This window comes from Mesorhizobium sp. M7A.F.Ce.TU.012.03.2.1, from assembly GCF_004006095.1.
GTDB lineage: Bacteria > Pseudomonadota > Alphaproteobacteria > Rhizobiales > Rhizobiaceae > Mesorhizobium.
Window position 1 is genome coordinate 4,216,488 of record NZ_CP034779.1, and the last position, 26,717, is coordinate 4,243,204.

The 26,717-nt window shown below is 63.2% G+C and carries 26 protein-coding genes; 16 read left to right on the forward strand and 10 right to left on the reverse strand.

Annotated features, from left to right (window positions below; genetic code table 11):
- The first annotated feature begins 25 nt into the window (after positions 1 to 25).
- The gene (hydA, locus tag EJ079_RS20590; protein WP_127321629.1) at positions 26 to 1,477 is read left to right on the forward strand and encodes a dihydropyrimidinase; all 1,452 of its coding nucleotides are present in this window, start codon (positions 26 to 28) and stop codon (positions 1,475 to 1,477) included.
- A 326-nt stretch (positions 1,478 to 1,803) separates the two neighbouring features.
- Here the strand turns inward: hydA and EJ079_RS20600 are convergent, their stop codons facing one another.
- Positions 1,804 to 2,208 (reverse strand): cupin domain-containing protein, encoded by a 405-nt coding sequence (locus EJ079_RS20600; protein WP_127270638.1) that lies wholly within the window; start codon positions 2,206 to 2,208, stop codon positions 1,804 to 1,806.
- A 157-nt stretch (positions 2,209 to 2,365) separates the two neighbouring features.
- Between EJ079_RS20600 and EJ079_RS20605 the strand changes: the two genes are divergently transcribed.
- From EJ079_RS20605 to EJ079_RS20630, 4 genes are all read left to right on the forward strand, one after another.
- Positions 2,366 to 3,157, forward strand: a complete 792-nt coding sequence (locus tag EJ079_RS20605; RefSeq protein ID WP_127272369.1) for an ABC transporter ATP-binding protein — start codon at positions 2,366 to 2,368, stop codon at positions 3,155 to 3,157.
- A 409-nt stretch (positions 3,158 to 3,566) separates the two neighbouring features.
- A complete protein-coding gene (locus EJ079_RS20620; RefSeq protein ID WP_127809966.1) occupies positions 3,567 to 4,445 on the forward strand; it encodes an ABC transporter permease in 879 nt (292 codons plus the stop codon).
- Positions 4,442 to 5,596: an ABC transporter permease gene (locus EJ079_RS20625; protein WP_127809967.1), complete on the forward strand. Its 1,155-nt coding sequence runs from the start codon at positions 4,442 to 4,444 to the stop codon at positions 5,594 to 5,596. The genes EJ079_RS20620 and EJ079_RS20625 overlap by 4 nt, the downstream gene beginning before the upstream one ends.
- A gap of 40 nt (positions 5,597 to 5,636) precedes the next feature.
- Positions 5,637 to 6,608, forward strand: coding sequence for an ABC transporter substrate-binding protein (locus tag EJ079_RS20630; RefSeq protein WP_013894623.1), 972 nt, complete (start codon positions 5,637 to 5,639; stop codon positions 6,606 to 6,608).
- A 45-nt stretch (positions 6,609 to 6,653) separates the two neighbouring features.
- Here EJ079_RS20630 and EJ079_RS20635 read toward each other — a convergent pair whose 3' ends face one another.
- Entirely contained in the window at positions 6,654 to 7,112 is a 459-nt protein-coding gene (locus EJ079_RS20635) for an Lrp/AsnC family transcriptional regulator (protein ID WP_127809968.1), read from the reverse strand.
- Positions 7,113 to 7,237: 125 nt separating this feature from the next.
- On the opposite strand from EJ079_RS20635, the gene EJ079_RS20640 reads away from it, so the two are divergent.
- Both EJ079_RS20640 and EJ079_RS20645 read left to right on the forward strand, forming a co-directional pair.
- On the forward strand, positions 7,238 to 8,521 hold the full coding sequence (locus EJ079_RS20640; protein ID WP_127809969.1) for a cystathionine gamma-synthase family protein: 1,284 nt from the start codon (positions 7,238 to 7,240) through the stop codon (positions 8,519 to 8,521).
- A 138-nt stretch (positions 8,522 to 8,659) separates the two neighbouring features.
- Positions 8,660 to 9,103 carry a CHRD domain-containing protein gene (locus tag EJ079_RS20645; protein WP_127809970.1) on the forward strand — a complete coding sequence of 148 codons (444 nt, stop codon included), beginning with the start codon at positions 8,660 to 8,662 and terminating at the stop codon, positions 9,101 to 9,103.
- Positions 9,104 to 9,156: 53 nt separating this feature from the next.
- On the opposite strand, the gene EJ079_RS20650 is transcribed toward EJ079_RS20645, so the two are convergent.
- From EJ079_RS20650 to EJ079_RS20660, 3 genes are all read right to left on the reverse strand, one after another.
- Positions 9,157 to 10,806: a thiamine pyrophosphate-binding protein gene (locus EJ079_RS20650; RefSeq protein ID WP_127398277.1), complete on the reverse strand. Its 1,650-nt coding sequence runs from the start codon at positions 10,804 to 10,806 to the stop codon at positions 9,157 to 9,159.
- The gene (locus EJ079_RS20655; RefSeq protein WP_127272545.1) at positions 10,803 to 11,978 is read right to left on the reverse strand and encodes a CaiB/BaiF CoA-transferase family protein; all 1,176 of its coding nucleotides are present in this window, start codon (positions 11,976 to 11,978) and stop codon (positions 10,803 to 10,805) included. Before EJ079_RS20655 ends, EJ079_RS20650 begins: the two co-directional genes overlap by 4 nt.
- 99 nt (positions 11,979 to 12,077) lie before the next feature.
- Positions 12,078 to 13,010: an alpha/beta hydrolase gene (locus EJ079_RS20660; RefSeq protein WP_127809971.1), complete on the reverse strand. Its 933-nt coding sequence runs from the start codon at positions 13,008 to 13,010 to the stop codon at positions 12,078 to 12,080.
- Positions 13,011 to 13,192: 182 nt separating this feature from the next.
- On the opposite strand from EJ079_RS20660, the gene EJ079_RS20665 reads away from it, so the two are divergent.
- Both EJ079_RS20665 and EJ079_RS20670 read left to right on the forward strand, forming a co-directional pair.
- Positions 13,193 to 14,200 carry a ribonuclease gene (locus EJ079_RS20665; RefSeq protein ID WP_127809972.1) on the forward strand — a complete coding sequence of 336 codons (1,008 nt, stop codon included), beginning with the start codon at positions 13,193 to 13,195 and terminating at the stop codon, positions 14,198 to 14,200.
- An 80-nt stretch (positions 14,201 to 14,280) separates the two neighbouring features.
- Entirely contained in the window at positions 14,281 to 14,892 is a 612-nt protein-coding gene (locus EJ079_RS20670) for a hypothetical protein (RefSeq protein WP_127809973.1), read from the forward strand.
- Positions 14,893 to 14,896: 4 nt separating this feature from the next.
- Here EJ079_RS20670 and EJ079_RS20675 read toward each other — a convergent pair whose 3' ends face one another.
- On the reverse strand, positions 14,897 to 16,183 hold the full coding sequence (locus tag EJ079_RS20675) for a GGDEF domain-containing protein (protein WP_127811377.1): 1,287 nt from the start codon (positions 16,181 to 16,183) through the stop codon (positions 14,897 to 14,899).
- 274 nt (positions 16,184 to 16,457) lie between these two features.
- Between EJ079_RS20675 and ettA the strand changes: the two genes are divergently transcribed.
- From ettA to EJ079_RS20695, 4 genes are all read left to right on the forward strand, one after another.
- Positions 16,458 to 18,107, forward strand: coding sequence for an energy-dependent translational throttle protein EttA (gene ettA / locus EJ079_RS20680; RefSeq protein ID WP_027034974.1), 1,650 nt, complete (start codon positions 16,458 to 16,460; stop codon positions 18,105 to 18,107).
- Between the two features lie 42 nt (positions 18,108 to 18,149).
- Entirely contained in the window at positions 18,150 to 18,917 is a 768-nt protein-coding gene (tam, locus tag EJ079_RS20685; RefSeq protein ID WP_127398949.1) for a trans-aconitate 2-methyltransferase, read from the forward strand.
- A 186-nt stretch (positions 18,918 to 19,103) separates the two neighbouring features.
- Complete coding sequence (locus tag EJ079_RS20690) at positions 19,104 to 20,225, forward strand: beta-ketoacyl-ACP synthase III (protein WP_127272443.1); 1,122 nt, start codon at positions 19,104 to 19,106, stop codon at positions 20,223 to 20,225.
- A 273-nt stretch (positions 20,226 to 20,498) separates the two neighbouring features.
- Positions 20,499 to 21,116, forward strand: coding sequence for an MOSC domain-containing protein (locus EJ079_RS20695; protein WP_127809974.1), 618 nt, complete (start codon positions 20,499 to 20,501; stop codon positions 21,114 to 21,116).
- 56 nt (positions 21,117 to 21,172) lie between these two features.
- On the opposite strand, the gene EJ079_RS20700 is transcribed toward EJ079_RS20695, so the two are convergent.
- Both EJ079_RS20700 and EJ079_RS20705 read right to left on the reverse strand, forming a co-directional pair.
- On the reverse strand, positions 21,173 to 22,018 hold the full coding sequence (locus EJ079_RS20700) for an SDR family oxidoreductase (RefSeq protein ID WP_127272444.1): 846 nt from the start codon (positions 22,016 to 22,018) through the stop codon (positions 21,173 to 21,175).
- Positions 22,019 to 22,150: 132 nt separating this feature from the next.
- Positions 22,151 to 23,113 (reverse strand): D-amino acid aminotransferase, encoded by a 963-nt coding sequence (locus tag EJ079_RS20705; protein WP_127809975.1) that lies wholly within the window; start codon positions 23,111 to 23,113, stop codon positions 22,151 to 22,153.
- A 150-nt stretch (positions 23,114 to 23,263) separates the two neighbouring features.
- Between EJ079_RS20705 and EJ079_RS20710 the strand changes: the two genes are divergently transcribed.
- Complete coding sequence (locus EJ079_RS20710; RefSeq protein ID WP_127809976.1) at positions 23,264 to 23,767, forward strand: hypothetical protein; 504 nt, start codon at positions 23,264 to 23,266, stop codon at positions 23,765 to 23,767.
- Positions 23,768 to 23,773: 6 nt separating this feature from the next.
- Here the strand turns inward: EJ079_RS20710 and EJ079_RS20715 are convergent, their stop codons facing one another.
- Together EJ079_RS20715 and tsaA are read right to left on the reverse strand one after the other, a co-directional pair.
- Positions 23,774 to 24,088: a DUF2293 domain-containing protein gene (locus tag EJ079_RS20715; RefSeq protein ID WP_127322835.1), complete on the reverse strand. Its 315-nt coding sequence runs from the start codon at positions 24,086 to 24,088 to the stop codon at positions 23,774 to 23,776.
- On the reverse strand, positions 24,085 to 24,624 hold the full coding sequence (gene tsaA, locus EJ079_RS20720; RefSeq protein WP_127397162.1) for a tRNA (N6-threonylcarbamoyladenosine(37)-N6)-methyltransferase TrmO: 540 nt from the start codon (positions 24,622 to 24,624) through the stop codon (positions 24,085 to 24,087). The genes EJ079_RS20715 and tsaA overlap by 4 nt, the downstream gene beginning before the upstream one ends.
- Before the next feature lie 122 nt (positions 24,625 to 24,746).
- Here tsaA and EJ079_RS20725 point away from each other — a divergent pair, with 122 nt between their 5' ends.
- On the forward strand, positions 24,747 to 25,754 hold the full coding sequence (locus tag EJ079_RS20725; protein ID WP_023813166.1) for a metalloregulator ArsR/SmtB family transcription factor: 1,008 nt from the start codon (positions 24,747 to 24,749) through the stop codon (positions 25,752 to 25,754).
- Entirely contained in the window at positions 25,754 to 26,671 is a 918-nt protein-coding gene (gene metF, locus EJ079_RS20730; protein WP_023813165.1) for a methylenetetrahydrofolate reductase [NAD(P)H], read from the forward strand. The genes EJ079_RS20725 and metF overlap by 1 nt, the downstream gene beginning before the upstream one ends.
- The last annotated feature ends 46 nt before the right edge of the window (positions 26,672 to 26,717 follow it).

Here is a 26,717-nt window from a genome sequence, read left to right on the forward strand (position 1 = left end):
CGCGGCAAGAACAAGGGAACAGCTAATGACCAAAGTCATCCGAAACGGCACCATCGTCACCGCCGACCGCACCTGGAAGGCCGATGTGCTGATGCAGCACGGCAAGATCGTCGCCATCGGCTCGGGCCTGCATGGCGACCATGAGTTCGACGCCACCGGCTGCTACATCATGCCGGGCGGCATCGACCCGCACACCCATCTCGAAATGCCGTTCATGGGCACCTATTCGGCCGATGATTTCGAATCCGGCACGCGCGCGGCGCTCTCCGGCGGCACGACGATGGTGGTCGATTTCTGCCTGCCGGCGCCGCAGCAGTCGCTGCTCGAAGCCTTGCAGATGTGGGACAACAAGACCTCGAAGGCGTCGTGCGACTATTCCTTCCACATGGCGATCACCTGGTGGGGCAAGCAGGTGTTCGACGAGATGGCCACGGTCGTCGACAAGGGCATCACCTCGTTCAAGCATTTCATGGCCTACAAGGGCGCGCTGATGGTCGACGACGACGAGATGTATGCGTCGTTCCAGCGCTGCGCCGATCTCGGCGCGCTGCCGCTGGTGCATGCCGAGAATGGCGATGTGGTTGCCGCGCTGTCGCAGAAGCTGCTGGCTGCCGGCAACAACGGCCCCGAGGGCCACGCCTATTCACGGCCGCCCGAAGTGGAAGGCGAGGCGACCAACCGCGCCATCATGATCGCCGACATGGCCGGCGTGCCGCTCTATGTCGTGCATGTCTCCTGCGAGCAGAGCCACGAAGCGATCCGTCGGGCGCGCCAGAAGGGCATGCGGGTGTTCGGCGAGCCGCTGATCCAGCACCTGACGCTGGACGAGAGCGAGTATTTCGACAAGGACTGGGACCATGCGGCGCGCCGCGTGATGAGCCCGCCCTTCCGGAACAAATTGCACCAGGATTCGCTGTGGGCGGGCCTGCAGGCGGGCTCGCTGCAGGTGGTGGCGACCGATCATTGCGCTTTCACCACCAAGCAGAAGCGTAACGGCGTCGGCGATTTCACCAAGATCCCGAACGGCACCGGCGGGCTTGAAGACCGCATGCCGGTGCTGTGGACGACGGGCGTCAACACCGGCCGGCTGACGATGAACGAGTTCGTCGCGGTGACCTCGACCAACATCGCCAAGATCCTCAACATGTATCCGAAGAAGGGCGCCATCGTAGAGGGCGCCGACGCCGACATCGTCGTCTGGGATCCCAAGCGCAAGAAAAAGATCACCTCGAAGAAGCAGCAGTCCGTCATCGACTACAACGTGTTCGAAGGGTTCGAGGTGACCGGTCTGCCGCGGTTCGTGTTCTCGCGTGGCGAACTGTCGATCCAGGAGGCCGAAATCAAGGCCAAGCCCGGGCATGGAGAATTCGTCGGCCGCGAGCCGAATGCGGCGGTCAACCGGGCGCTGTCGACGTGGAAGGAAATCTCCGCGCCGCGCAAGGTGGAACGCACCGGCATCCCGGCGACCGGGGTTTGAGCTTGCGCGGCTCGAAGAACGCCAAGAAACGGATGATTGCCGACAAACACGGCGCCGCCTTTGGGGATGTGTCGCAGTGCCTAATTGCCGAACTCGGCGTCGCCCCTCATCCGCCTGCCGGCACCTTCTCCCCGTATACTGACGGGGAGAAGGGAGATGAACGCAACCTCGCCGCCCTTTTTTGTAACGTCGGAGATTGGCGAAATCCTCCGCGAAATCGTCCTTCTCCCCGTCACTATACGGGGAGAAGTGCCCGGCAGGGCGATGAGGGGCAGCGCAAACCTCGGGCAATTGACCGGTGGGATCCTAGCCCGTCGATGCCGGCTTCAGGCGACCAGTGCATCCAGTTCCGGGAGCAGGACGACGCTTTCCTGTTCGTTGGGATCGGTGCGCGCAATGACGGCCGAAGACGGAGCGCTGCTCAGATTGGCCGGCAGATGCGGCACGCCGGCGGGAATATAGAAAAGGTCACCGGCCTTGACGACGATATGATGCTCGAGCCGGTCGCCGTACCAGGTGTGGACTTCGCCGGAGAGCACATAGATCGCCGTCTCGTGGCTCTCATGCATATGTGCCTTGGCGCGGGCGCCGGGCGGCATGGTGAGCATGTGCATGCAGATGCCGGAGGCGCCGACGGTCTCGGCGGCGATGCCGGCGAAATAGGTCAATCCCTGCTTGCCTTCATAAGTGCTTTCAGGGCGGATAAGATGACAAGTGGGTTTGGGCGACATCGGGGAAACTCCGGGCGTCGATCGAGTGGGACAAGGTCAGTGGGACAGGGCCAAATGGGACAGGGCCAAATGGGACAGGGTAAGTGGAAAACAACATCGCGATAAAAGCAATCGGATTCCAGCCGCCGCAGGGACGGAAACAGGCAGGCGGCAGCCGATGACGGGGACTTCGCCAGCCGTCGTCGCGGCAAGCAAACTCGGACTGACCTTCCAGACCAATGACGGGCCGGTGCAGGCGTTGTCAAACGTCGATCTCACCATCGGCAAGGGGGAGTTCGTCTCCTTCATCGGCCCTTCGGGCTGCGGCAAGACCACGCTGCTGCGCGTCATCGCCGATCTGGAGAAGCCAACCTCGGGGACGATTTCCGTCAATGGCATGACAGCAGAGCAGGCGCGCGAGAAACGCGCCTATGGCTATGTTTTCCAGGCCGCCGCGCTGTTTCCGTGGCGGACGATCGAGCGCAATGTCGGGCTGCCGCTGGAGATCATGGGCCTGTCCAAGGCGGAGCAAGGCGAGCGTATCAAGCGCACGCTCGAGCTCGTCAACCTCTCTGGCTTCGAGAAGAAATATCCCTGGCAGCTCTCGGGCGGCATGCAGCAGCGCGCCTCGATTGCCCGTGCGCTGGCCTTCGATGCCGACCTGCTGCTGATGGACGAGCCGTTCGGCGCGCTGGACGAGATCGTGCGCGACCATCTCAACGAGCAATTGCTGGAATTGTGGGGACGCACCAACAAGACCATCTGCTTCGTCACCCACTCCATTCCGGAGGCCGTCTATCTGTCGACGCGCATCGTCGTCATGTCACCGCGGCCGGGCCGCGTCAGCGACATCATCGAATCGACACTGCCGAGAGAGCGGCCGCTCGACATCCGCGAGACGCCGGAGTTTCTGGCAATCGCGGCGCGCGTGCGCGACGGGCTGCGGGCAGGGCACAGCTATGATGATTGAGGGAGCAAACGACGGGCTCCCTCCTCTCCCCAACGGGGAGAGGGTGGCCGGAGCGAAGCGGAGGTCGGGTGAGGAGGCGGCCCACCGTGCCTTCGTCATCCCAGGGCACCGCGAGGCGGCGTGCGCAGGGGGAGCGGCCCACCACGCCTTCGTCATCCTAGGGCGAAGCAAGCGCGAAGCAGCTTGCGCAGACCCTAGGATCCATGCCGTGACGCCGGCCGAAAGGCCAAAGCGGCTGAGAATGCGCAGGGAGGCGCAGGGAGCCTTTTTCCGCACCGTTGTGGAGCACAGAGGTAACGGCATGGATCCTAGGGTCTGCGCCGCGTCGCTTCGCTCCTTGCTCCGCCCTAGGATGACGAAAGATGGGTGTCGTCGCCCTCTCTTGTTGGCGGGAAAAGGGGCCCGCTAGATGGACACCTTCCGCGACAAACTCATCCCCGTCACCTCGATCCTCGCTGGGGTGGTCGTGCTCTGGTATGTCTTCGCTGTCATCCTCAACGCGCCGTTCCAGCGCGATCTCGACCGTCGCGCCGGTGAGACCTCCACGTTCAGCGAACTCGTCGGCAAGACGCTGTCGCAGCCGAAGCCGACATTGCCGGCGCCGCATCAGGTGGCGGTGAATTTCTTCGAGAACACCTTCCTGCGGCCTATCACCTCGAACCGCAGCCTGGTCTACAATGCCTGGGTGACGCTGTCGTCGACGCTGCTCGGCTTTGCCTTCGGCACCGCGCTCGGCATCATCATCGCTGTCGGCATTGTCCATGTGGCGACGCTCGACCGCAGCCTGATGCCGTGGATCATCGCCTCGCAGACCATTCCCATCCTGGCGGTGGCGCCGATGATCATCGTCGTGCTGGGGGCGATCGGCATCAGCGGTCTGATCCCGAAGGCGATGATCTCGACCTATCTGTCATTCTTCCCGGTGACCGTCGGCATGGTGAAGGGGCTGCGCTCACCCGAGATCATGCATCTCGACCTGATGCACACCTACAATGCCAGTCGTGCGCAAACCTTCTGGAGATTGCGCGTGCCGGCCTCGGTGCCGTTCCTGTTCACCTCGATGAAGGTGGCGGTGGCGGCAAGCCTGGTCGGCGCCATCGTCGGCGAACTGCCGACCGGTGCGGTCGCCGGCATCGGCGCCAAGCTGCTCGCCGGCGCCTATTACAGCCAGTCCATCGACATCTGGTCGGCGTTGGTTGCTGGGTCTGTGGTGGCAGCACTTCTCGTCATGGTTGTCGGCATTGCCGGGCGCCTCGTCGACCGCGCCATGGGCGGGAGGCCGGCATGAACTGGCTGAAACCCTCCTGGCAGGCGGTGTTGGCGATCGTGCTGTGCCTGATCGCGGTCGCGCTCGGCCCGATCGCCGCGCCGAAAGTCGACGCGCTGGCGCAGCCCGCAGGGACGTTGATGTATCCCTATGCGGCGACGAACTGGCTGATCTTCGGCGTGCTGCTTCTCGCTGCTTTGATCTCGATGGCCAGAATACCGTCCGTCGTCGAAGCCGTTGTGCTTTTCATCGGCGCGCATCTGGCCGCCTGGCTGCTGATTGGCGGCATCACCGGCTTCGAGGGCCTGGCACGGGCGCCCTATTTCCTGCTGCTCACGGGTGCCTGGCTGCTTGGCTGGCGCTGCGTCGCCGTCCTGTCGGGCCTTCGCCCGATGGCAAGCTGGGCTCGCACCGCGCTGCGCCTGATCATCCCGGCCATCTTCGGCGCCTGGATACTGATCATCTGGGAAGCGGTGACGCGTGGCGCCGGCATTCCCTTCATCCTGTTGCCGCCGCCAAGCGCAATCGGCGCGCGCATCGCCGGTTCGCTGCCGGTGCTCGGCGCGGATGTCCGGCAGACCATCTTCAAGGCGGTGATCTTCGGCTATGTGGTGGGCAGCGGCGCCGGCTTCATCACCGCGATCCTCGCCGACCGTGTGCCGTTCCTGCGGCGCGGCCTCTTGCCTATCGGCAACATGGTCTCGGCGCTGCCGATCATCGGCGTCGCCCCGATCATGGTGATGTGGTTCGGCTTCGACTGGCAGTCCAAGGCGGCTGTTGTCATCATCATGACTTTCTTCCCGATGCTGGTGAACACGGTCGCCGGTCTGGCCGCCTCCGGCCATATGGAGCGCGACCTGATGCGCACCTATGCGTCGGGCTACTGGCCGACGCTGCTGAAGCTTAGGCTGCCGGCCGCTGCTCCCTTCATCTTCAACGCGCTGAAGATCAACTCGACGCTGGCGCTGATCGGCGCCATCGTCGCCGAGTTCTTCGGCACGCCCGTCGTCGGCATGGGCTTCCGCATCTCGACCGAGGTCGGGCGGATGAACATCGACATGGTCTGGGCCGAAATCGCAGTTGCAGCACTTGCGGGTTCGGTCTTTTATGGCGTGGTCGCTCTTGTCGAAAGAGCCGTCACGTTTTGGCATCCCTCTGTCCGTGGTGGATAGGGGCGGTGGGTTTAGGGCACTAACTTCAGAGGGTAAAAAAATGAAAAGACTGATTATTCCCGTTCTGGCCGGCGCGATGTCGCTCGCCGCGTTCCAGGCAATGGCCGCCGACAAGGTGACGTTGCAGCTGAAATGGGTCACGCAGGCTCAGTTTGCCGGCTACTATGTCGCCAAGGCCAAGGGTTTCTATGAGGCCGAAGGTCTCGACGTCGACATCAAGCCGGGCGGTCCCGATATCGCGCCCGAGCAGGTGATCGCCGGCGGCGGCGCCGATGTCATCGTCGACTGGATGGGCGGTGCGCTGGCCGCCCGCGAAAAGGGTGTGCCGCTGGTCAACATCGCCCAGCCGTTCAAGAAGGCAGGCATGGAGCTGGTCTGCCCGAAGGACGGCCCGATCAAGACCGAAGCCGACTTCAAGGGTCACACGCTCGGTGTCTGGTTCTTCGGCAACGAATATCCGTTCTACGCCTGGATGAACAAGCTCGGCCTCAAGACCGACGGCGGCCCGGACGGCGTCACCGTCTTGAAGCAGAGCTTCGACGTGCAACCGCTGATCCAGAAGCAGGCGGATTGTATCTCGGTCATGACCTACAACGAGTACTGGCAGTTGATCGACGCCGGCTACAAGCCCGAACAGCTGACCGTGTTCAACTACTCGGCCATGGGCAACGACCTGCTTGAGGACGGGCTCTATGCGTCGGAAGACAAGCTCAAGGACCCGGCCTTCGAAGACAAGATGGTGCGGTTCGTGCGCGCCTCGATGAAGGGCTGGAAATACGCCATCGACAACAATGACGAAGCCGCTGGCATCGTCATGGACGGCGGTGGCCAGGACGAGAACCACCAGAAGCGCATGATGAGCGAAGTCGCCAAGCTGATCGACAATGCCGACGGCAAGCTCGACCCGGCTACCTACGAGCGCACCGCCAAGGCGTTGCTCGACCAGAAGATCATCACCAAGGAGCCGACTGGCGCCTACACCACCGCCATCACCGACAAGGCGGTCAAGTAAGCCTACTGCGCATGATCTTGAGACGCGGCGCCACCGGCAGAAATGTCAGAGGCGCCGTTCCTTTATGGTGTTCATGACGAGGCTGGTCTCGATCGAGGCGACGCATTTCAGCCGCGCGATCTTTTCCTTGATGAAGCGCTCGTATTGTTCGAGGCTTCCCGTCACTACTTTCAGCACATAGTCGCGCGAACCGGTGACGAGGTGGCATTCCAGCACCTCGTCCCAGCCGCGGATCGCGTCCTCGAACATGACGATCTCGTCCTCGTTCTGGCGGCTGAGCCGGATGGTGGCGATGGCGACCATGTTCCAGCCGAAGGCTGAGGGATCGACCAGCGTGGTGTAGCCCCTGATGACACCGGTTTCCTCCAGCCGCCGCACCCGCCTCAGGCAGGGCGACGGCGACAGGCCGATCCGCTCGGCAAGCTCATTGTTGGTGATGCGGGCGTCGGCCTGCAGTTCACGCAGGATTTTCAGGTCGAAATCGTCGGCTATCTTCTGCTGCACTTTCGGTCTCTCCGGGCAATTTGTTGCGGGAATGCAGCCATGCGAGCCCAAAAATATCAAGGACCGGCGGAACGGGATCGCATAAATTGCCGTTCACTATTTCACTCGAACAGGCAGGAAAGATCATGACCGCGCCACGCCCGTCGAAAACCCATATCGGCAACCACAAGCTCCACCCGGAGACGCTGATGCTGAGCTATGGCTTCGATCCGCAGCTTTCGGAGGGTGCGGTCAAGCCGCCGGTGTTCCTGACCTCGACCTTCGTGTTCAAGTCGGCGGAAGAAGGACGCGACTTCTTCGACTACACCTCCGGCCGCAAGGAGCCGCCGAGCGGCACGGCGTCGGGCCTGGTCTATTCGCGCTTCAACCATCCCAACAGCGAGATCGTCGAGGACCGGCTGGCGATCTATGAGGGGGCGGATGCCTGCATCCTGTTTTCATCCGGCATGTCGGCGATCGCCACCACGCTACTCGCCTATATCAGGCCGGGCGACGTCATCCTTCATTCGCAGCCGCTTTACGGCGGCACGGAGACGCTTCTGACGCGCACGCTCTCCGGCTTCGGTATCGGCGCGGTCGGTTTCGCGGATGGCGTCGATGAGACAGCGGTGCGCACGGCCGCCGACGCGGCCGTCGCGAAAGGCCGCGTGTCAGTCATCCTGATCGAGACGCCGTCAAATCCGACCAACAGCCTGGTCGACGTCGCGCTGATGCGCAAGATCGCCGACGAGATTGGCGCGAGCCAAGGGTCGACGCCGATCGTTATCTGCGACAACACGCTGCTCGGCCCGGTGTTCCAGCGGCCGATCGAACACGGCGCCGATGTCTCTGTTTATTCGCTGACCAAATATGTCGGCGGCCATTCCGACCTGATCGCGGGCGCCGCCATGGGCAGCAAGGCGGTCACCAAGCCGATCAAGGCGCTGCGCGGCGCGATCGGCACGCAGCTCGACCCGCATTCCTGCTGGATGCTTGGCCGCTCACTGGAGACGCTGTCGATCCGCATGGAGCGGGCCAACGACAATGCGCGCCTGGTCGCCGAATTCCTGCGCGACCATGCCAAGGTCGAGAAGGTGCATTACCTTCCGTTCCTGGGCGAGGAAACGCCGGCTGGCCGCACCTACAGGGCGCAATGCACTGGTGCCGGCTCGACCTTCTCCTTCGATATCAAGGGCGGCGAGAAGGCGGCTTTCGCCTTTCTCAACAACCTGCAGATCTTCAAGCTGGCGGTGAGCCTGGGCGGAACGGAATCCTTGGCCAGCCACCCCGCGGCCATGACCCATTCGGGCATACCGTTCGAGGTGCGCGAACGCATCGGCGTGCTGGAGACCACGGTCAGGCTGTCGATCGGCGTGGAGCACCCGGATGATCTGATCGCCGACCTGACCCAGGCGCTGGCAGCCGTCTGACGCCGCCGGTATCGCGCGGTCCATTAGTCTGCACGTAAGTGTTACTCGCGCGCAGCCATTCGCTCTTATAAGCGTTGTGCCGATGCATTCGCGCGCCGGGGAGCCGTGGCTGGATGTCATCAGCAAACGGAGATTCTCATGCGTATCCAATCCTTGGCGCCCATGCTTTCGGCACTGGCCATCTCGGCCTCCTTCCTTACGGCGGCGCCGGCCCTGGCCGAGACGGTGAAGCTGAAAGCGACGCTCGACGGCGCCCAGCAGAACCCGCCGGTGACCACAAAAGGCAAGGGCACCGCAGCTCTTACCTTCGACACGGCCACGAAGAAACTCAGCTGGAACGTCAAATATTCCGGCCTCAGCGGGCCGGCGACCGCCGGGCATATTCACGGCCCAGCCGCGATGGGTGAAAACGCCGGGGTGGCGATCCCGTTCAAGGGCAAGCTCAAGAGCCCGATCAAAGGGTCGGCCGTGCTGACCGACGCGCAGGCCGCCGACCTGATGGCCGGCAAGGACTATGTCAACGTGCACACGGCAGCCAACAAGGACGGCGAAATCCGCGGACAGATCGAGACCGCCAAGTAGCGCAAGCCGCATGACAAAAAGGGGCGGGCGACCGCCTCTTTTTTTTGTTTGGACTACGCCTTGTCGCGTATCTGCGTCATCGTCTTGGTCGGCGTGATCGCTTCGGGGTCGAGGCGGATTTCCACGATCGCCGGCTTGCCGCTGGCGCGGGCACGTTCGAAGGCGGGAGCGAAATCGGCGGTCTTGTCGACCGTTTCGCCATGGCCGCCATAGGCGCGGGCGAGAGCCGCGAAGTCGGGGTTCTTGAGATCGGTGGCGACGACGCGGCCGGGATATTCGCGCTCCTGATGCATGCGGATGGTGCCGTAGATGCCGTTGTTGACGACGACCACAATGATAGGCAGGTCATACTGCACGGCGGTGGCGAATTCCTGCCCGTTCATCAGGAAACAGCCGTCGCCGGCGAAGGCGACCACGGTGCGCTCCGGGAACAGCTCCTTGGCGGCGACGGCCGCAGGCGTGCCATAGCCCATCGAGCCTGACGTCGGCGCACCTTGAGTGGCGAAGCGGCGGAAGCGGTGGAAACGATGCACCCAGGTGGCGTAATTGCCGGCGCCGTTGGTGAGGATGGCGTCGTCGGGCAACATCTTTTCGAGGTAGTTCATGATCGGGCCCATCTGGACCGAGCCGGGGCCGCCTTCCGGTGGCGTCGACCAGTCCAGATAGGCGGCATGCAGCTTTGGCGTCTCGGCTGCCCAAGTCGGCTCCGAGGCCGGTTTGCGCCTGGCGAAAGCGTCGATGAAGGCAGAAGGCGAGGCGTTGATCGCCAGTGTCGGCCGGTAGACGCGGCCGAGTTCGCCGGCGTCGGCATGGACATGCACCAGCGTCTGGTCGGGATAGGGGCTTTTCAGCAGCGTGTAGTCGGACGAGGGCATTTCGCCCATGCGGCCGCCGATCAGCAGCACGAGATCGGCCTGCTTGATCGCTGTGGCCAGCTTCGGGTTGATGCCGATGCCGACATCGCCGGCATAGTTCGGATGCAGATGATCGAACAGCATCTGGCGGCGGAAGGAGCAGCCGACCGGCAGCGACCAGGCCTCGGCGATCGTGCGCATTTGTGCAACCGCCTCGGCGTCCCAGCGCGTGCCGCCGAGGATGACGAACGGCCGCTTGGCCTTAGCCAGCAGCTTTTCCAGCGCATCGAGCTCCGCTTCGCCCGGCCGTGTCTCAACCGGCGTGTGCGGCAAGGCGATGGGCGCTTCGACGACACTCGTCAGCATGTCTTCGGGCAGCGAGATCACCACCGGGCCGGGACGGCCCGATGTCGCCACCGCGAAGGCGCGGGTGACGAATTCGGGGATGCGCGAGGCGTCGTCGATCTCGACCACCCATTTGGCGATGTCGCCAAAAAACCTCTTGTAGTCCACCTCCTGGAACGCTTCGCGCTCCTTGGCGTGGCTGGCGACCTGGCCGATGAACAGGATGACGGGTATCGAATCCTGCATGGCGATGTGGATGCCGGCCGAGGCGTTGGTGGCGCCGGGGCCGCGGGTGACGAAGCAGATGCCGGGCTTGCCGGTCAGGCGGCCGTGGCAATCGGCCATCATCGCGGCACCGCCTTCCTGGCGGCAGACGATGGTGCGGATCGCAGAGTCGTGCAGCGCGTCGAGCACCGCCAGATAGGATTCACCGGGCACGCAATAGATGCGGTCGGTGCCGTTGGCTTCAAGCGCGTCTACGATGAGTTGTCCGCCGGTCTTCATTGTCCAGACTTCTCCAGTTCGGCAAGGATTTCTTGCGTGTGCTCGCCCAGGCGCGGCGAGGGGCGCTCATAGACCAGCGGCGTGCCGGACATCACCATCGGCGCACGCACCGAAGGCAGAAGATTGCCATGGCCGTCGTCGAGATCGAGCCGCATGCCGCGCGCGATGGTCTGCGGGTCGGCGAACATCTGGCCGATCGTGTTGATCGGGCTCGCCGGCACGCCGGCCGCTTCCAGCTTGGCCAGCAGCGGATCGCGGTCAAAAATCTTCAGCGCCTCGATCATGCGCTCGCGCAACTTGACCCGGTTGGCGACCCGGGCGGGATTGGTGGCGAAGTCGGGATTGGCAGGCAGGTCGTCCAGTCCGACAGCGGCGCAGAATTTGGCGAACTGGCCGTCATTGCCGACCGCCAGGATGATGTGCCCATCCCGGACCGGCACAACCTCATACGGGGCGATGTTCATGTGTGCGTTGCCCATCTGCACCGGCGATTGGCCGGAGACGAGATAGTTCAAATTCTGGTTGCCGAGGGCCGAGATCTGGGTGTCGAAAAGCGCCATGTCGACGTGCTGGCCTTCGCCGGTCTGCTCGGCATGGCGCAGTGCTGCCTGGATGGCGATGACCGAATAGAGGCCGGTGAAGATGTCGGAGATGGCGACGCCGGCCTTTTGCGGCTCGCGGCCGACCTCGCCGGTGATCGACATCATGCCGGCCATGGCCTGGATGATGAAGTCGTAGCCGGCGCGCGGCGCATAGGGTCCGTCCTGGCCGAAGCCGGTGATCGAGCAATAGACGAGGCGCGGGTTGATCTGGCGCAGGCTGTCATAGTCGAGGCCGTATTTCTTCAGGCCGCCGAGCTTGAAGTTCTCGATCAGCACGTCCGAGGTGGCGACCAGCCGGCGCACGGTCTCGGCGCCTTCCGGTGTCGAGAAATCGATGGCGATGGAGCGCTTGCCGCGATTGCAGGAATGATAATAGGCGGCCGACAGGTTCTCGCCGTCCTTGCCCATGACGAAGGGTGGCCCCCATTTGCGGGTGTCGTCGCCGCCATCGGGGCTTTCGACCTTGATGACATCGGCGCCGAGATCGGCAAGCAACTGCCCGGCCCATGGCCCGGCAAGGATGCGGGCGAGTTCGACGACGCGGACGCCTTTCAGCGGGGGCTCAGCCATGAATCACCGTGATTGCCGCAATCACCGTGATTGCTGCGAAACCAGAGCCTCTATCAAGCCCTGCAACGGCTGTCACGGCTCTTGCAATGGGCCAATCCGTCACGCTTTGAGGACTTCGTCGGCCCAAATGGCGAAATCATCCATGATGATGTCGCGATTCACCTCGTTCAGGCTTTCGTGGCGGGTGTCGGCGTAAACCTTTGAAACCAGATTCGAAAAGCCCATGGCGCGCATGCGGCTGGCAAGATGCGTGATCCCTTTGCCATAATCCGAGGCGGGATCCTTTTCGCCACCGACGATGCTGACGGGCAGGTCGCGTCGGATACCGGCAAAGCCGGCATCCTTGCCGCCGTTCAGCGCCATGCCGACGACGTCGCGCCACATCGATACCGAGGCATCCCAGCCGCAGAGCGGATCGGCAATGTATTTCGCCACTTCCGCCTCATCTCGCGACAGCCAGTCGAACAATGTGCGGTGATTGGGCACCGCTTTGCCCCAGGCCTGGAAGGTGAGCTTCGGCAACAGACGCGATGGCACGTCGGAGCCGAGCCGCATTCTCTCCCAGGCAAGGACGCCCAGCGCCACCTGCCCGAGCAGGCCTTGGGAGAAATTGCCGTTCCAGATCGCGGCGGCATGGACGCGTGGCGAATGACTTAAAAGGAAATTCAACGCCACGGATGCGCCCATCGAATGACCAAACAGGATGACCGGTCTGTTTGGCTGTTCGCTGGCGATGAGGTCATGGATGGCGCCGACGTCGGCGATCACCTTGGCCGGGCCGTCCCTGTCGGCGAACCTGCCGAGCGGCGTGTTGGGCGCCTTGGTCGCGCCATGGCCGCGATGATCGTGGACATAGACGTGGAAGCCGCGGGAGCCAAGATAATCGGCAAAGCGGGCATAGCGCGCTGCGTGCTCGGCCAGCCCGTGATTGATCTGGACGACGGCGCGTGCCCGGCCATCGGCCTGCCTGACGAAAAGATTGAGATCGGCACCGGTCGGCGAGGCAACCACGCGCTGCTGGCTGAATGACATGCCGCCTGGTCCCGCCCTTGCATTATCGTCGTTGGCTTTGTTTGCGCCGGCCCACATTATGCGTCAATCCGGCAAACCCGCTTTTCGCGACGATGTTTCTTGCGTTTGGCCAGCAAAATATCGCAATTCTGACATGGAGACAGCTTCAGTCTGTCGCCCACTTGTCCAGCCGGGGATTTTCCATGCGTAGTGCTGTCATTTTCGGATTGGCCATGCTGGCGGCGTCGCTGGCCGGGGCGGCGCGTGCCGACGTCAACATGAGCGGCAGCTTTGTCGCCGACGCTGCCTGTCCGGCAACGCAAGCCATCAAGAACGGCAAGAACCCCGGCAATGTCTCGACCGATGCCGGGAAGAGCTACCAGCTGCTTGCTGGCAACAAGGATGCGCCGACGCACTACCTTATCCTGGTTCCGGGCGCCGATCCGGAGCGCCGTTGGGTGAAGGTCAGTTGCGGCCACGTTTCCGGCAGCAGCGCGGCGACCGTGCCGGCCGCACCTGACGACCAAGGCAAGCCGGCGGCGTCGGGAAAACCCGAATACGTCTTCGCGCTGAGCTGGCAGCCGGCGTTTTGCGAGACAAAGTCGAACAAGACGGAATGCAAGGCGCAGAACGCCGGTGATTTCGACGCGACGCATTTCACCTTGCATGGATTGTGGCCGCAGCCGAACGGCAATTTTTATTGCCAGGCGACGGCGAGCGACAAGGCCAACGACAATCCGGCCCACTGGAAAGACCTGCCGCCGGTCAATCTGGACGCCAACACCCGCACGGAGCTCGATCAGGTGATGCCTGGAACGGCCTCCCACCTCGAGCGGCATGAATGGATCAAGCACGGCACCTGCTACGGCAAGAGCCAGCAGGACTATTTCTCCGACGCGCTCAATTTAATGCGTGCGGTGAACAGCTCGCCGGTGCGCGATCTCTTTGCCAAGAACATCGGTGGAAAGCTGACGGCGGACCAGATCCGCGGCGCTTTCGACAGCGCCTTCGGCGCGGGGGCAGGTGACCGGGTGCGCGTGTCCTGCGTCATCGATCCGTCGAGCGGCAGGCGGCTGATCGGCGAACTGACGCTCGGTCTCGCCGGTCCGATCGGCCCGAACAGCGCGCTCAAGGATCTGCTGCTGGCTTCGGTGCCGACCAACAAGGCCGGTTGCCCGACAGGCAATGTCGACGCGATCGGCTTCCAGTAACTCTCAACAGAGGTACCGGACTGTCGCCCTGCCGTGCCCTGGTGCTATGCTGCGAGCGCATCATTCTGGCGGGGGCGGCAATGGATGACATGACGAGCAGCGCGCTGGCGCGGCTGGCTTTCTGGGCCAAGGGCATGGTCTCGATAAACGATGCCCGCATGGAATGGCCGGGCTTTTCGTATACCGACGCCGAATGGGCACGCATGCGAACGCTCTCCGAACCGATCGGCGTCGGCACGTACCAGCTGTTCACGATCGTCAATGCGGTGATCTTCATCATTATCGCGGCGATCGGCATTTTCGGCGCCTTCCTGCCGCTGGCGACGTTGCTGTTTCCGGTGCCGGCGGACACCAGCGCGTTGAAATTCTCCTCGCTGCTGGCCGCTTGCGCTTTCTTGATCATCGGGCTCGGCCTGCCGATCTCGATGCGTCTTTCGGCCATGCTGGTCGGCGGCAAGACGATGCGAGCAGCATTTGTTTCCGCGCCCGGCGACGAGGCGTTGGCGTCGAAAGTCTCGTGGCAGATCAACCGCATCATGCTGATCCTATGCGGCCTGCTGGTGCCGGGCATCCTGCTGTTCATTGCCTACGATATCGAGGCCGGGCCGATTATCACGGCGCTGAAATGGCTGGCGATCGCGCTGATGGCGGTTTCAACCGTGACGGGCTTTCGACGGCAGAGGAAGTCGTAACGAACTAAATCTGTGCGGATTTGGTCCACGCAGCGGCCGTGTCGGCTTCGTGGCCGCCCGGCTCGCCGACGACGCGATCGCGGCCGGTCGACTTCGCCTTGTAGAGACGCTGGTCGGCAAGCGCGAACAGGTCGGCTAGGCAGCGCGTGGTTTCGCTGACGCTGGAAACGCCGGCGCTGACGGTGAGCTCGAAGCGGCTGGTGGCGGCCGAGCCCTTGACCGCGTGGCGAATGCTTTCGCCGAACAGCCTGGCGACCGAGTGCGGACGAGAACTGAGGATGGCGAATTCCTCGCCGCCGATGCGGAACACCTGGTCCTCAGCGCTTGCCGCCTCGCCAAGCAGGGCAGCGACCGCCTTCAACACCTTGTCGCCTTCGGCATGGCCGAAACGGTCGTTGATCGACTTGAAATGGTCGACATCGATGATCAGCAGGCTGAGCGGCCTGGCGGTGCGCAGGCTGGTCTGGACGGCGGCTTCACCGTCGGCGTCGAAGCGCCCGCGGTGCAGCAGGCCGGTCAGGCCGTCGCGGCCGACATGTTCCACCAGCGCTTCGTAGCGTTCGCGATAGGTCAGCGTATCGAAGATATCGGTCAGTCCGCGCGGCGCCGTGACCTGGCGCTCCTCGAACCATTTGAGATAGGCGACAAGCATGGTGCTGAAGGTCACCGCCGCCGCCATCTTGGCGAACCAGCCGCCGAAAAAGACGGCCATCGGCGCGCCGGCAACGAAATGCAGGGCGGTGAAAAAACCGGCCTGGTCGAAGGTCAGCACGCAAGCGACGGAAATCAGGATGCGCGCGAACGGCGCCTTGCGAAGATACCGACCAAGCTTTTCGTACAGCAGGATGATCAGGATGGCATCGACGAACAGCAGCGTCGTGCCCCATACCATCAGCCAGCCCATCTGGTCGATGAAGCCGATGTCTGGAAGCCTCCCGTCGGGAAGTGCCGCGATGGTGTGCAGGCGCAGCAGCAGCACCAGCCCGATCATCAGCGCATTGCCGAGCAGCAGGCCGTAGATCGGCTGACGCACGGTTGCAGCGTCCTCCTTCATATAGAGCAGCAAAAGCATGACCAGCTTGCCGGAAAACAGCACCGCCGAGCCAGGCGAGACCATGCCGAACGGCAGAGCGACGTAAAAGACGCTGGCGAGATAGGTCTCGAGGAAGTGCATGACACCGAGCGCGCAGACGAATACGCCGAGGCCGATACGCCGTCTGAAGCGGAAAAGCGTCACCATGACGCTGAAGTAGACGACCGCTTCGGCAAGGAGCAGGAAACTGTTCAGCAATGCCGTCGACCCGATCTCTTTCTCGAAATCGCGGATAGTGAGCGATTCCACTCCGACCCTGTTTTGACGCCGAAGAGTTAACCGGAGATTTCAGCACGCTTCGTGCTGGTGGAAAACTTCGGCGATTGGCGGACACTTCCGCGTGTGACCGGGCAGGTATGGCAAAAGCGATTGCCGTTCGCCGCCGCATCGCCTACATAGCGGCCAACCTCCACTCAATTCGACAGATCCAGTCAGTTTTCTGGGCCAGTCAGTTTTTTCAGGGAAAGCGCGCGTGGCACGCCAGTTCATCTATCACATGGCCGGCCTCAACAAGGCCTATGGCACCAAGAAGGTGCTCGAGAATGTCCATCTCTCCTTTTATCCCGACGCCAAGATCGGCATCCTCGGCCCCAACGGTTCGGGCAAGTCGACGATCCTCAAGATCATGGCCGGGCTCGACAAGGAGTGGAACGGCGAAGCCTGGCTGGCCGAAGGCGCCACTGTCGGCTACCTGGCGCAGGAGCCGGCGCTCGATCCGGACAAGACCGTGTTCGAAAATATCATGGAAGGCGTCGCCGCCAAGACCGCCGTCATCGAACGCTATAACGAATTGATGATGAACTACTCCGACGAGACGGCCGACGAGTCGGCCAAGCTCCAGGACGAAATGGACCGGCTCAACCTTTGGGATCTCGAACAGCAGGTCGAGATGGCGATGGAAGCGCTGGGCTGCCCGCCCAAGGATTCGGAGGTCACCAAGCTTTCGGGCGGCGAACGCCGCCGCGTCGCACTTTGCCAGCTTCTGCTGCGCCAGCCCGACCTTCTGCTGCTCGACGAACCGACCAACCATCTCGACGCCGAGACCACGGCGTGGCTGGAAAAGCATCTGCGTGCCTATCCGGGCGCCGTGATGATCATCACCCACGACCGCTACTTCCTCGACAATGTCACCGGCTGGATCCTCGAACTCGATCGCGGCCGCGGCATTCCCTATGAGGGCAACTACACCAAATACCTCGAAGCCAAGGCCAAGCGCCTCAAGCAGGAAGGCCGCGAGGACGATGCCCGCCAGCGCGCCATCGGCCGCGAGCGCGAATGGATCCAGTCGAGCCCGAAGGCTCGCCAGACCAAGTCCAAGGCGCGTATCCAGGCGTTCCAGGATCTTTTGGATGCAGCCGACAAGCGGCGTCCGAGCGATACGCAGATCGTCATTCCGCATGGCGAGCGGCTCGGCAATGTGGTGATCGAGGCGGAAGGCCTGTCGAAGGGCTTTGGCGACACGCTGCTCATCGACGGCCTGGAATTCAAGCTGCCGCCCGGCGGCATCGTCGGCGTCATCGGCCCGAACGGCGCCGGCAAGACGACGCTGTTTCGCATGATCACCGGCCAGGAAAAGCCGGATGCGGGCTCGGTCCGCGTCGGCGAAACGGTCAAGCTCGGCTATGTCGACCAGAGCCGCGATGCGCTCGATCCGTCAAAGACGGTGTGGGAAGAGATTTCCGGCGGCGCCGAAGTGGTCAAGCTCGGCAAGTTCGAGGCCAACACGCGCGCCTATTGCGCGTCGTTCAACTTCCGTGGCGGCGACCAGCAGCAGAAGGTCGGCAATCTGTCCGGCGGCCAGCGCAACCGCGTGCATCTGGCCAAGATGTTGAAGACCGGCGGCAATGTGCTGCTGCTCGACGAACCGACCAACGATCTCGACACCGAAACGCTGGCGGCACTCGAAGACGCGCTGGAAAACTTCGGCGGCTGCGCCGTCATCATCTCGCACGATCGTATGTTCCTTGATCGCCTGGCGACGCACATCCTCGCCTTCGAGGGCGACAGCCATGTCGAATGGTTCGAAGGCAATTTCGAGGATTACGAGCAGGACAAGATCCGTCGCCTCGGGCCTGATGCCGTCAACCCGCACCGCATGACCTACAAGAGGCTGACGCGGTAAGGGGTTTTAGGGCGGCGATCTCAACCAGCATGAGGAGCTCAAATGGCTGATTGGTCCGCCGCCCAATATCTGAAATTCGAAGACGAGCGCACGCGGCCCGCGCGGGATTTGGTCGCGCAGGTGCCGGTGGACTTCCCGCGCCGGGTCGTCGACATCGGCTGCGGGCCTGGCAACTCGACCGAACTGCTTGTCGAGCGCTGGCCGGATGCCCAGGTGAGCGGCTTCGACACTTCGCCCGACATGATCGAGAAGGCGAGGGCGCGCCTGCCCGAGGTCACCTTTGATCTCGCCGATGCCTCCGAATGGCAGCCGGCGGAGCCGGTCGACGTGATCTTCGCCAATGCTGTGTTCCAATGGCTGCCTACCCATCCGGCGGTGTTCCAGCGGCTGATGGGCTTCCTCGCCCCAGGCGGTGCGCTTGCCGTCCAGATGCCCGACAATCTGGGCGAGGACTCCCACCGCCTGATGCGGGAGACCGCCGCCGAAATGCCATTTGCCGAAAAGCTCAAGGGCGCGGCACGCGGGCCGTTGCCGCCGGTGTCGTTCTACTATGACCTGCTGTCGCCGCTCAGCGACCGGCTTGATATCTGGCACACCATCTACAACCATCCGCTTGCCGACGCGCAGGCGATCGTCGAATGGGTGAAATCGACGGGCCTGAAGCCGTTCCTCGATCCGCTGGATGCCGAGGAGAGGGCGATGTTCCTCGAATGTTACACGGCCAAGATCGCCAAGGCCTATCCAAAGACGGCTGATGGCAAGGTGCTCTTGCCCTTTCCGCGCATTTTCATTGTCGCAAAACGAGCTTGATTATCCATGTCGCGCGGCGCCTTAGGGCCGCTTGGCTTTGGCTGTGGCCATGTCGAGGGATCGGCTTCAGTCGGCCCAGATCTTTGGTTTAAGCCGGCGTAAACCGCCTCGGTGAGAAAACTGTTGCGCCGGAGCGTTCCGGCGCCCACATGAAGCCGCAGCGCCTGCGGATGGGACGGACTGGACATGCATCGCGTCATCATCAGCGGCATCGGCGTTGAAATCCCCGAACCCACAATCACCAATGAAGAACTGGTCGCCAGCTTCAATGCCTGGGTCGACCTGGAAAACGCGCGTCGCCAGGATACTGGCGAGCCGCCGCTGCCGAAATCGGACAGCGACTTCATCGTCCACGCCTCGGGCGTGCGCACCCGTCATGTGATCGAGCGCGAGGGCATCCTCGACCCGACTCGGATGGCGCCGCGCATTCCCGCACGGCCCGACGATGCGCTGTCGCTGGAGGCCGAGTTCGGCATAGCCTCGGCGAAGAAGGCCCTCGACCATGCCGGGCTGCAGCCGTCGGATATAGACCTGGTGATCTGCTCGGCCTCGCATCACCAGCGGCCCTATCCGGCGATCGCCATCGAAATGCAGGAGGCGCTGGGGACGAAGGGCGCGGGCTTTGACATGGGGCTTGGCTGTTCTTCGGCGGCGGCCGCCTTGCACATAGCCGTCAATTTGGTGCGGTCGGGCGCGCACAAGCGCATTCTGGTGACGACGCCCGAGATCATCACCGGCCATCTCAATTTTCGCGACCGGCAGACGCATTTCATCTTCGGCGACGCTTCGGTGTCGATGGTGGTCGAAGGGCTGGCCAAGGGCGACAAGCGGCCGGGGCGCTTCGAAGTGCTCGACACGCGCGTCTGGACGCAGATGTCGAACAACATCCGCACCAATCTGGGCTATCACACCCGCACCGCCCAGGATGATCCTTACATGATCAATCTGGAAGGCAATCTGATCAAGCAGGTCGGCAACAAGGTGTTCAAGGAAGTCACCGTTGCCGGGCAGAAATTCATCGTCGAATTCCTGGCCGAGCACGGGCTGACGCCGCAGGCGATCAGGCGCTTCTGGCTGCATCAGGCCAATGCACGCATGAATGCGATGATCCTGAAACTGTCGTTCGGCCACGAGGTCGACCACGACCGCGCGCCGATGGTGCTGGAGCGGCTGGGCAACACGGCGGGCGCCGGCGCCATCGTCGCGCTGTCGGAAAACCACGCCGACATGAAGCCTGGCGATTTCGGCCTGATCTGCGCCTTTGGCGCGGGGTATTCGATAGGCGGTGCGCTGCTGCGGATGCTCTAGCTATGTCGATATTCAGGTGAGGCCGCCCGGCGAATGGCTACGCTTCCCCGCGTCGCGGTAGGGCTGAACTCACGTACCCAAAAGTACGCTCCGTTCCTGTGCTCGGAATACACTTTGGCGCTCAATACGCCTTGTTGCGTTAGGCTGGTGCGAACGGCACTCGCCTGGCGATCGCCATCCCATCGGTGACGTTGATCGGACGATCAGCACTTTCGACTGGACGCCGCGAAGTCCGCCCGGCTAATTCGCTGGATGACGAGAGAAAAGAACGCCATGCTGGATCTCTTCCCCGAGGCTGAAAAGCCGATCGAAATCATCCCCGCGCGAAAGCTTGCCGCCAAGGCGGCAGCGCTTTACGTGGCGCCGGCGGATCATTTTCAGACGCGCCCGGTGGACGAATTGCTGCTGGATTTCGATGGCATAGCAGGCGATTTTCATGCCGGACCGACACGCCGCGCGGGCGGGCGCGAGCCCTGGTATCCGCGCGGCACCGAAATGCGCAACGAACGGCAATTGTCCATAGTGGCAGCGGACGAACTGGCGGTTGTTGCCCAACGCATGGGCCTGGCCGAGATCAGGCCGGAGTGGATCGGTGCCAATCTTGTGATCGAAGGGGTGCCGAACCTCTCGATGCTGCCGGCCGGCACGCTGCTGTTCTTCAAGGGCGGCGTCACCATCAAGATTGACGCACAGAACGGACCTTGCCGCATCGCCGGCCGGTCGCTCGCCGAAAACGCCGGAATGGCCGACGTCGAAGCCGGCGCGCTGTTGTTCCCAAAAGTCGCGAAACGGCTGCGCGGCGTCGTCGCCTGGGTCGAGAAGCCCGGAACGGTCAGGGTCCGCGAAGAAATCTCGGTGCGCGTGCCGGAGCAGTGGATCTATTCGGCATAGCTGTGCGGCAACCAGAGGGCAGGAGCTACGCCGCCGTGGCGGCGTAGCCAAGCTCACTAGGCGTTAGCTTTGCGGTTCTTCTTGGCGCCTTGCGCCATAACGGAAACGTGGTCCCACTTGTCCCATGTGGCGAGTCGGTTGGCGTATTCCTGGCGTATCATCGGCAGGCCGCCGTCGCCGAAGAACACCCTGAGCGGTGGCTCGGCGGCGTCGACAATGGCCAGCATCGCCGGCCCGGTGGCCTCTGGATCGCCGGCAACGGAATTGGCGCGGCGCTCTGCCATCTTCGCACGGGCGGGCGCATAGGCCTCGATCGGCTGAGAGATCTTGGCCGACGGGCCGGCCCAGTCGGTGGAGAAGCCGCCCGGTTCGACCAGCGTCACATGGATGCCGAATTCCGCGACCTCGATGCTCAGCGACTGGCTGAAGGCCTCCAGCGCCCATTTCGAGGCGTGGTAGAGGCCGAGCGAGGCAAAGGCATTGACGCCGCCGATCGACGAAATCTGGATGATGTGGCCGGAACGCTGCGCCCGCATGATCGGCAGTGCGGCCTGAGTGACCCACAGCGCGCCGAAGACATTGGTTTCGATCTGGTCGCGAGCTTCCTGTTCGCTGACCTCCTCGATGGCGCCGAAATGGCCGTAGCCGGCATTGTTGACGACGACGTCGAGCCGGCCAAAACGCTTGTGCGCCTCGGCGACTGCGGCATCGACGGCTTTCTTGTCGGTGACGTCGAGCTTTATCGCGGCAATCCTGTCGCCGTATTTCTCGACGAGATCGGCGAGCGTGCCGGCATCGCGGGCGGTGGCCGCGACGCTGTCGCCGCGCGCGAGTGCAGCCTCGGCCCAGACGCGACCAAAGCCCTTCGACGATCCGGTGATGAACCAAACCTTTGATGTCATGATCTTGGAGTCCTTGCCCCTGCGGGCGTGATTTTGCGTGAAAGCGGAGGCTTCTCCGCTTTCGGGCATATACGGTCCGTCCTCTGATTTTCCAGAGGCGACCGGAATCTTTCGAAAAAGACGCCTGAATTATCAGGGATAATTCACCTGAGACGACCACGCCGGATCCTCGTGCTTCTCCCAATAGAGCGCCATCAGCCGGCTGGTGATCGGTCCGACCTTGCCGTTGGCGATCGCCGCGCCGTCGATCTCGGTCACCGGCATGATGCCGCCCGCGGTCGAGGTGATGAAGACCTCGTCGGCCTCGCGCAATGCAGTGACGCTGACATCGGCCGCGGTGGCGGCAAGACCTTGTTCGGCGCAGAGATCGAAGACGGTGCGGCGGGTTATGCCCGGCAGCACGCCAATGGAAGGCGTCGACAGCTTGCCGTCCCTGACGCAGAAGACGTTGAAGCCCGGACCCTCGGCGACATTGCCGTTGAAGTCGAGGATCAACGCGGTCTCGGCGCCGCGATCATAGGCATCGTAGAGGCCGCGCACCAGATCGAGCCAGTGGTAGTTCTTGATCGCCGGGTCGATCGAGGCCGGCGGAATGCGCATCTTGTCGCTGATGGCGACACGCAGGCCGCGCTGCAACTGCTCGGCATTGGCGACCGAGCCGAACGGCACGGCGAACGCCATGAAGCGGTTGACCGCCTGGCGCGGGTCGCGGCTGAAAGTCGGCGAGGCGCCGCGTGTGCACAGCATTTCGACATAGGCGGCGTGATGACCGGACAGCGCCACGCAATTGTGCAGGATTTCTGTCACGCTGTCGCGATCGAAGGGAATGGTCATGCGCAGCTTTTCCAGCCCGCCGAAGAAGCGCTCGAGATGCAAATCGAGGCGGAAGAAGCGGCCATTCCAGACATGCACGGTGTCGTAGGTGGCGTCGGAATGCAGAAAACCCCAGTCCAGCACCGAGATCTTGGCCTGCGACATCGGCAGGTATTGGCCATCGAGGAAGGCGACGCCCTCGGGATAGGAGTGCGGGTCGACATGGCGGTCGCCAACCACGGGCAGTTGCTTCTCGTCCTGTGTTGCCATTGTCCGGCTCATCGGGGCCTCCTGTCACGCAGGCGAGAGGCTAGCGGCGCTGGGCAGAAGGCATAGTGCCACCCGCCCGGCGCTGTTCGGCCTCCATGACGATCTGGCCGATACATTCGATCGCGATTGCCCTATCGTTCCGGGTCTGAACGGGAGGGGAAAATGGGTAGGTTTGGGGCCGTCACAGCGGCAATGATGATGTTCGCCGCTGCGGGCGACGCCCGCGCCCAGTGCGCGCGCGAAGGCGAGGAATTGTGCCAGAGCGGCCAGACCTATCGCTGCGAGAAAACCGGCGGCGAATTGACGGCGACCTTCCAGAATGTGCCTTGCGCGGTGAACGTGCCGTCGCTGAGCGGCACCTGGGTAGGCAATGGCCACCAGAGCCCGGCCGGTGAAGCCGGCGCCGACTGGGCGATCGTCATGACCATCAACGATGGCAGCGCGTCGATCGATTATCCGTCGCTCGGCTGCGGCGGATCGCTGTCGCAGAGATCAAGGGACGACATTTCGGCGGAATACCACGAGAGCATCACCTACGGTCAGGACAAGTGCATCGACGGCGGCAACATCACCGTAAGGTTTTACAAGGGCAATCTGTCCTGGATTTGGGTCGGCCACGCCGATGGCCAGCCCTACAATGCGGTCGCCGTGCTGAAGCGGAAGTAGCCGTGGTCATTCCTCCTCGTCGTCGGCGTCGAGCAGGCGGGTTGCGCGCCAGCGGGTGAGCACGATGTTGGTCTGCTCGATGACAAAGAAACGCGCCGAGTCGCGGTCATAGCCTTCGCTCAGCAGTTTTTCGTAATCGGTGTGCATGTGGCGGATATGGGCAATCGTCGCCAACCATACGGCGATGCCCGGCGGCAAGGTCTTCATGTGGACCGCGCCGGCGTCGCCGCGGATCTTCTCCATGTCGGCATAGGGCGCCAGCGGCAGAAGAGCGGTCAGCGCCTTGGCGATGGCGCGGCGGCGGCCGGTCGGCGCTGTCATCGCCGGGTCCGATCGGGCTCGTCCCGCCCTTCGATGGTCGCTTCCGCTATGGCGTCGGTCGAGACGAAATAAGGTTTGATGTCGATGACCGGCGTGCCGTCGAGCACATCGATACCGTCGAGGTCGATGCGGCCGGTGTGTTGGTCGAGCGCGACGAGCCTGGCGATGTGCAGCCCGATGGGGTTGGGGCGGGCAGGGGAGCGCAGCGAAAATACACCTTTCGCTTCAGCGGCATGGCGCGGTTTCTGCACAATCAGGTCCCGCGGCGCATGATGCAGCCAGGATAGGATGATGACGTGGCTGGCGCGCTCCAGCCCCTGCAGGCCACTTCGGTAGGCTGTGTCGATGGTCAGCACCGCCTTCTGCCCGGTCTCGCGCGCGGCGCGCATGTTCTTCGGGCAGGTTTCGCGCGTCGTCCATGGCGAGGCAATGCGGCCGATGAAGACGATCCCGCCATCAGGCGGCATCAAGGCCGGATCGTTCTCCAGCCTCTGCTCGCCTTCGCGCGCCTCGAACATCTCACGCGTTTCAGTCATGGTCCACGTCTCTTAAAACGCCACACAAGCGGCATTTTCTTGTCCGGAAGCGACATAGCGCTTGCAAGGTCGCTAAAATCGACATAAACATATGTTTATATCTTTTCAAAGAGAATACGCTGATGCATGTCTCGCTCGACACTATGGTGGATACGTTAAAGGCGGCGGCCGAATCCAGCCGATTGCGCATACTGGCACTTCTGTCGCGCGGTGACCTCACGGTTTCCGATCTTACCGAAATTCTCGGCCAGTCGCAGCCGCGCGTTTCGCGGCACCTGAAGCTGCTTCTGGAGGCCGGACTGATCGGCCGCTATCAGGAAGGGTCGTGGGCCTTCTTTCGCCTGTCGGATGCGGATTCCGCGCGTGACTTCGTCATGGGGCTGGTTTCCGGCATTCGCGGCGCCGATCCGCAGGTCGAACGCGATCTTGAGCGCCTGGCCTCGGTCAAGCGCAAGCGGCAGGACCGGGCGGTCGCGTATTTTTCCGTGAATGCGGCAAGCTGGGACCATATCCGATCGCTGCATGTGCCGGACCGCGCCGTCGAAGCCGCAATGCTGAAACTGGTCGGCAAGCGGCCGTTCCAGTCGATGCTCGATCTCGGCACCGGCACCGGGCGGCTGCTTGAAATCTTCTCGCCGCTTTATCGGCGTGGTGTCGGCATCGACATGTCGCGCGAGATGCTGACCGTGGCGCGCGCCAATCTGGACAAGGCCGGCGTTTCGAATGCGCAGGTTCGGCAGGGCGACATCTTCGCGCCGCCGGTCGAGCGCGATGCCTTCGATCTCGTCACCATCCATCAGGTGCTGCACTACCTCGACGATCCCGCCCGTGCCATCCACGAGGCGGCGCGGCTTTTGCGTCCGGCCGGACGCCTGGTCATCGTCGATTTCGCGCCGCATGCGCTGGAATTCCTGCGTGAGGAGCACGCGCATATGCGGCTCGGCTTTTCCGACCGGCAGATCGCCGACTGGTTTTCGGAAGCCGGCCTCGATCTTGAAGACAGTCAGGAATTCGAGCCGCGCGGCGGCAACGAGGCCAGGCTCACCGTAAAACTCTGGCTTGGCCGCGACCGGCGCCTCTTGATCGCCGATCCTTCCAACGACACAAGGCAGATAAGGGAAACCGCCTGATGAACCAGTTCCGCTTTTCCCGCCGCCCCGACATTGGCGACAAGGTCAGGGTTTCCTTCGAATTCTTCCCGCCGAAGACCGACGAGATGGAAGCGAGGCTGTGGGAGACGGTGACAAGGCTGGAGCCGCTGAAGCCGAAATTCGTCTCGGTGACCTACGGCGCCGGCGGCTCGACGCGAGAGCGCACCGCGCGCACTGTAAAGCGCATCCTGACGGAAACCGGTATTCCTGCAGCGGCGCATCTGACCTGTGTCGGGGCAACGCGCGACGAGGTCGACGCGGTCATCCAGGATTACAAATCGATCGGCATCAACCGGTTCGTGGCGCTGCGCGGCGATCCGGCTTCCGGCGTCGGCGGACCGTATCGGCCGCATCCCGGTGGATACGAGAACGGCGCGGAGCTGGTCGCCGGGCTCAAAGCGATTGCTGATTTCGACATCTCCGTCGCGGCCTATCCGGAAAAACATCCGCAAAGCCCCGATTTCGCCACCGACATCGAGATGCTGAAGCGCAAGGTCGACAATGGCGCGACGCGTGCCATCACGCAGTTCTTTTTCGACAACGATCTCTACGAGCGCTATGTCGAGCGCGTCCGCCGCGCCGGCATCTACATCCCGATCGTGCCGGGTATCCAGCCGGTTCACAGTTTCAAGCAGGTCGCGAACTTTTCCGCGAGGGCGGGCGCGCATGTGCCCGGCTGGCTGGCGGAGCGTTTCGAAGGCCTCGACCGGGACCCGCAGACGCATGCGCTGGTGGCGTCGGCGGTGGCGGCCGAACAGGTGATGGACCTGGTCGAGCGCGGTGTCGGCGATTTCCACTTCTACACCATGAACCGCGCCGATCTGGTCTTTGCCATCTGTCATATGATCGGCATCCGCTCGCACGAGGCGGCGGCCGCCGGATCAGCTGCGGCATGAGAGTGGGTTGAACGACAAAAGGCCGGGAAAAACCCGGCCTTTTGAA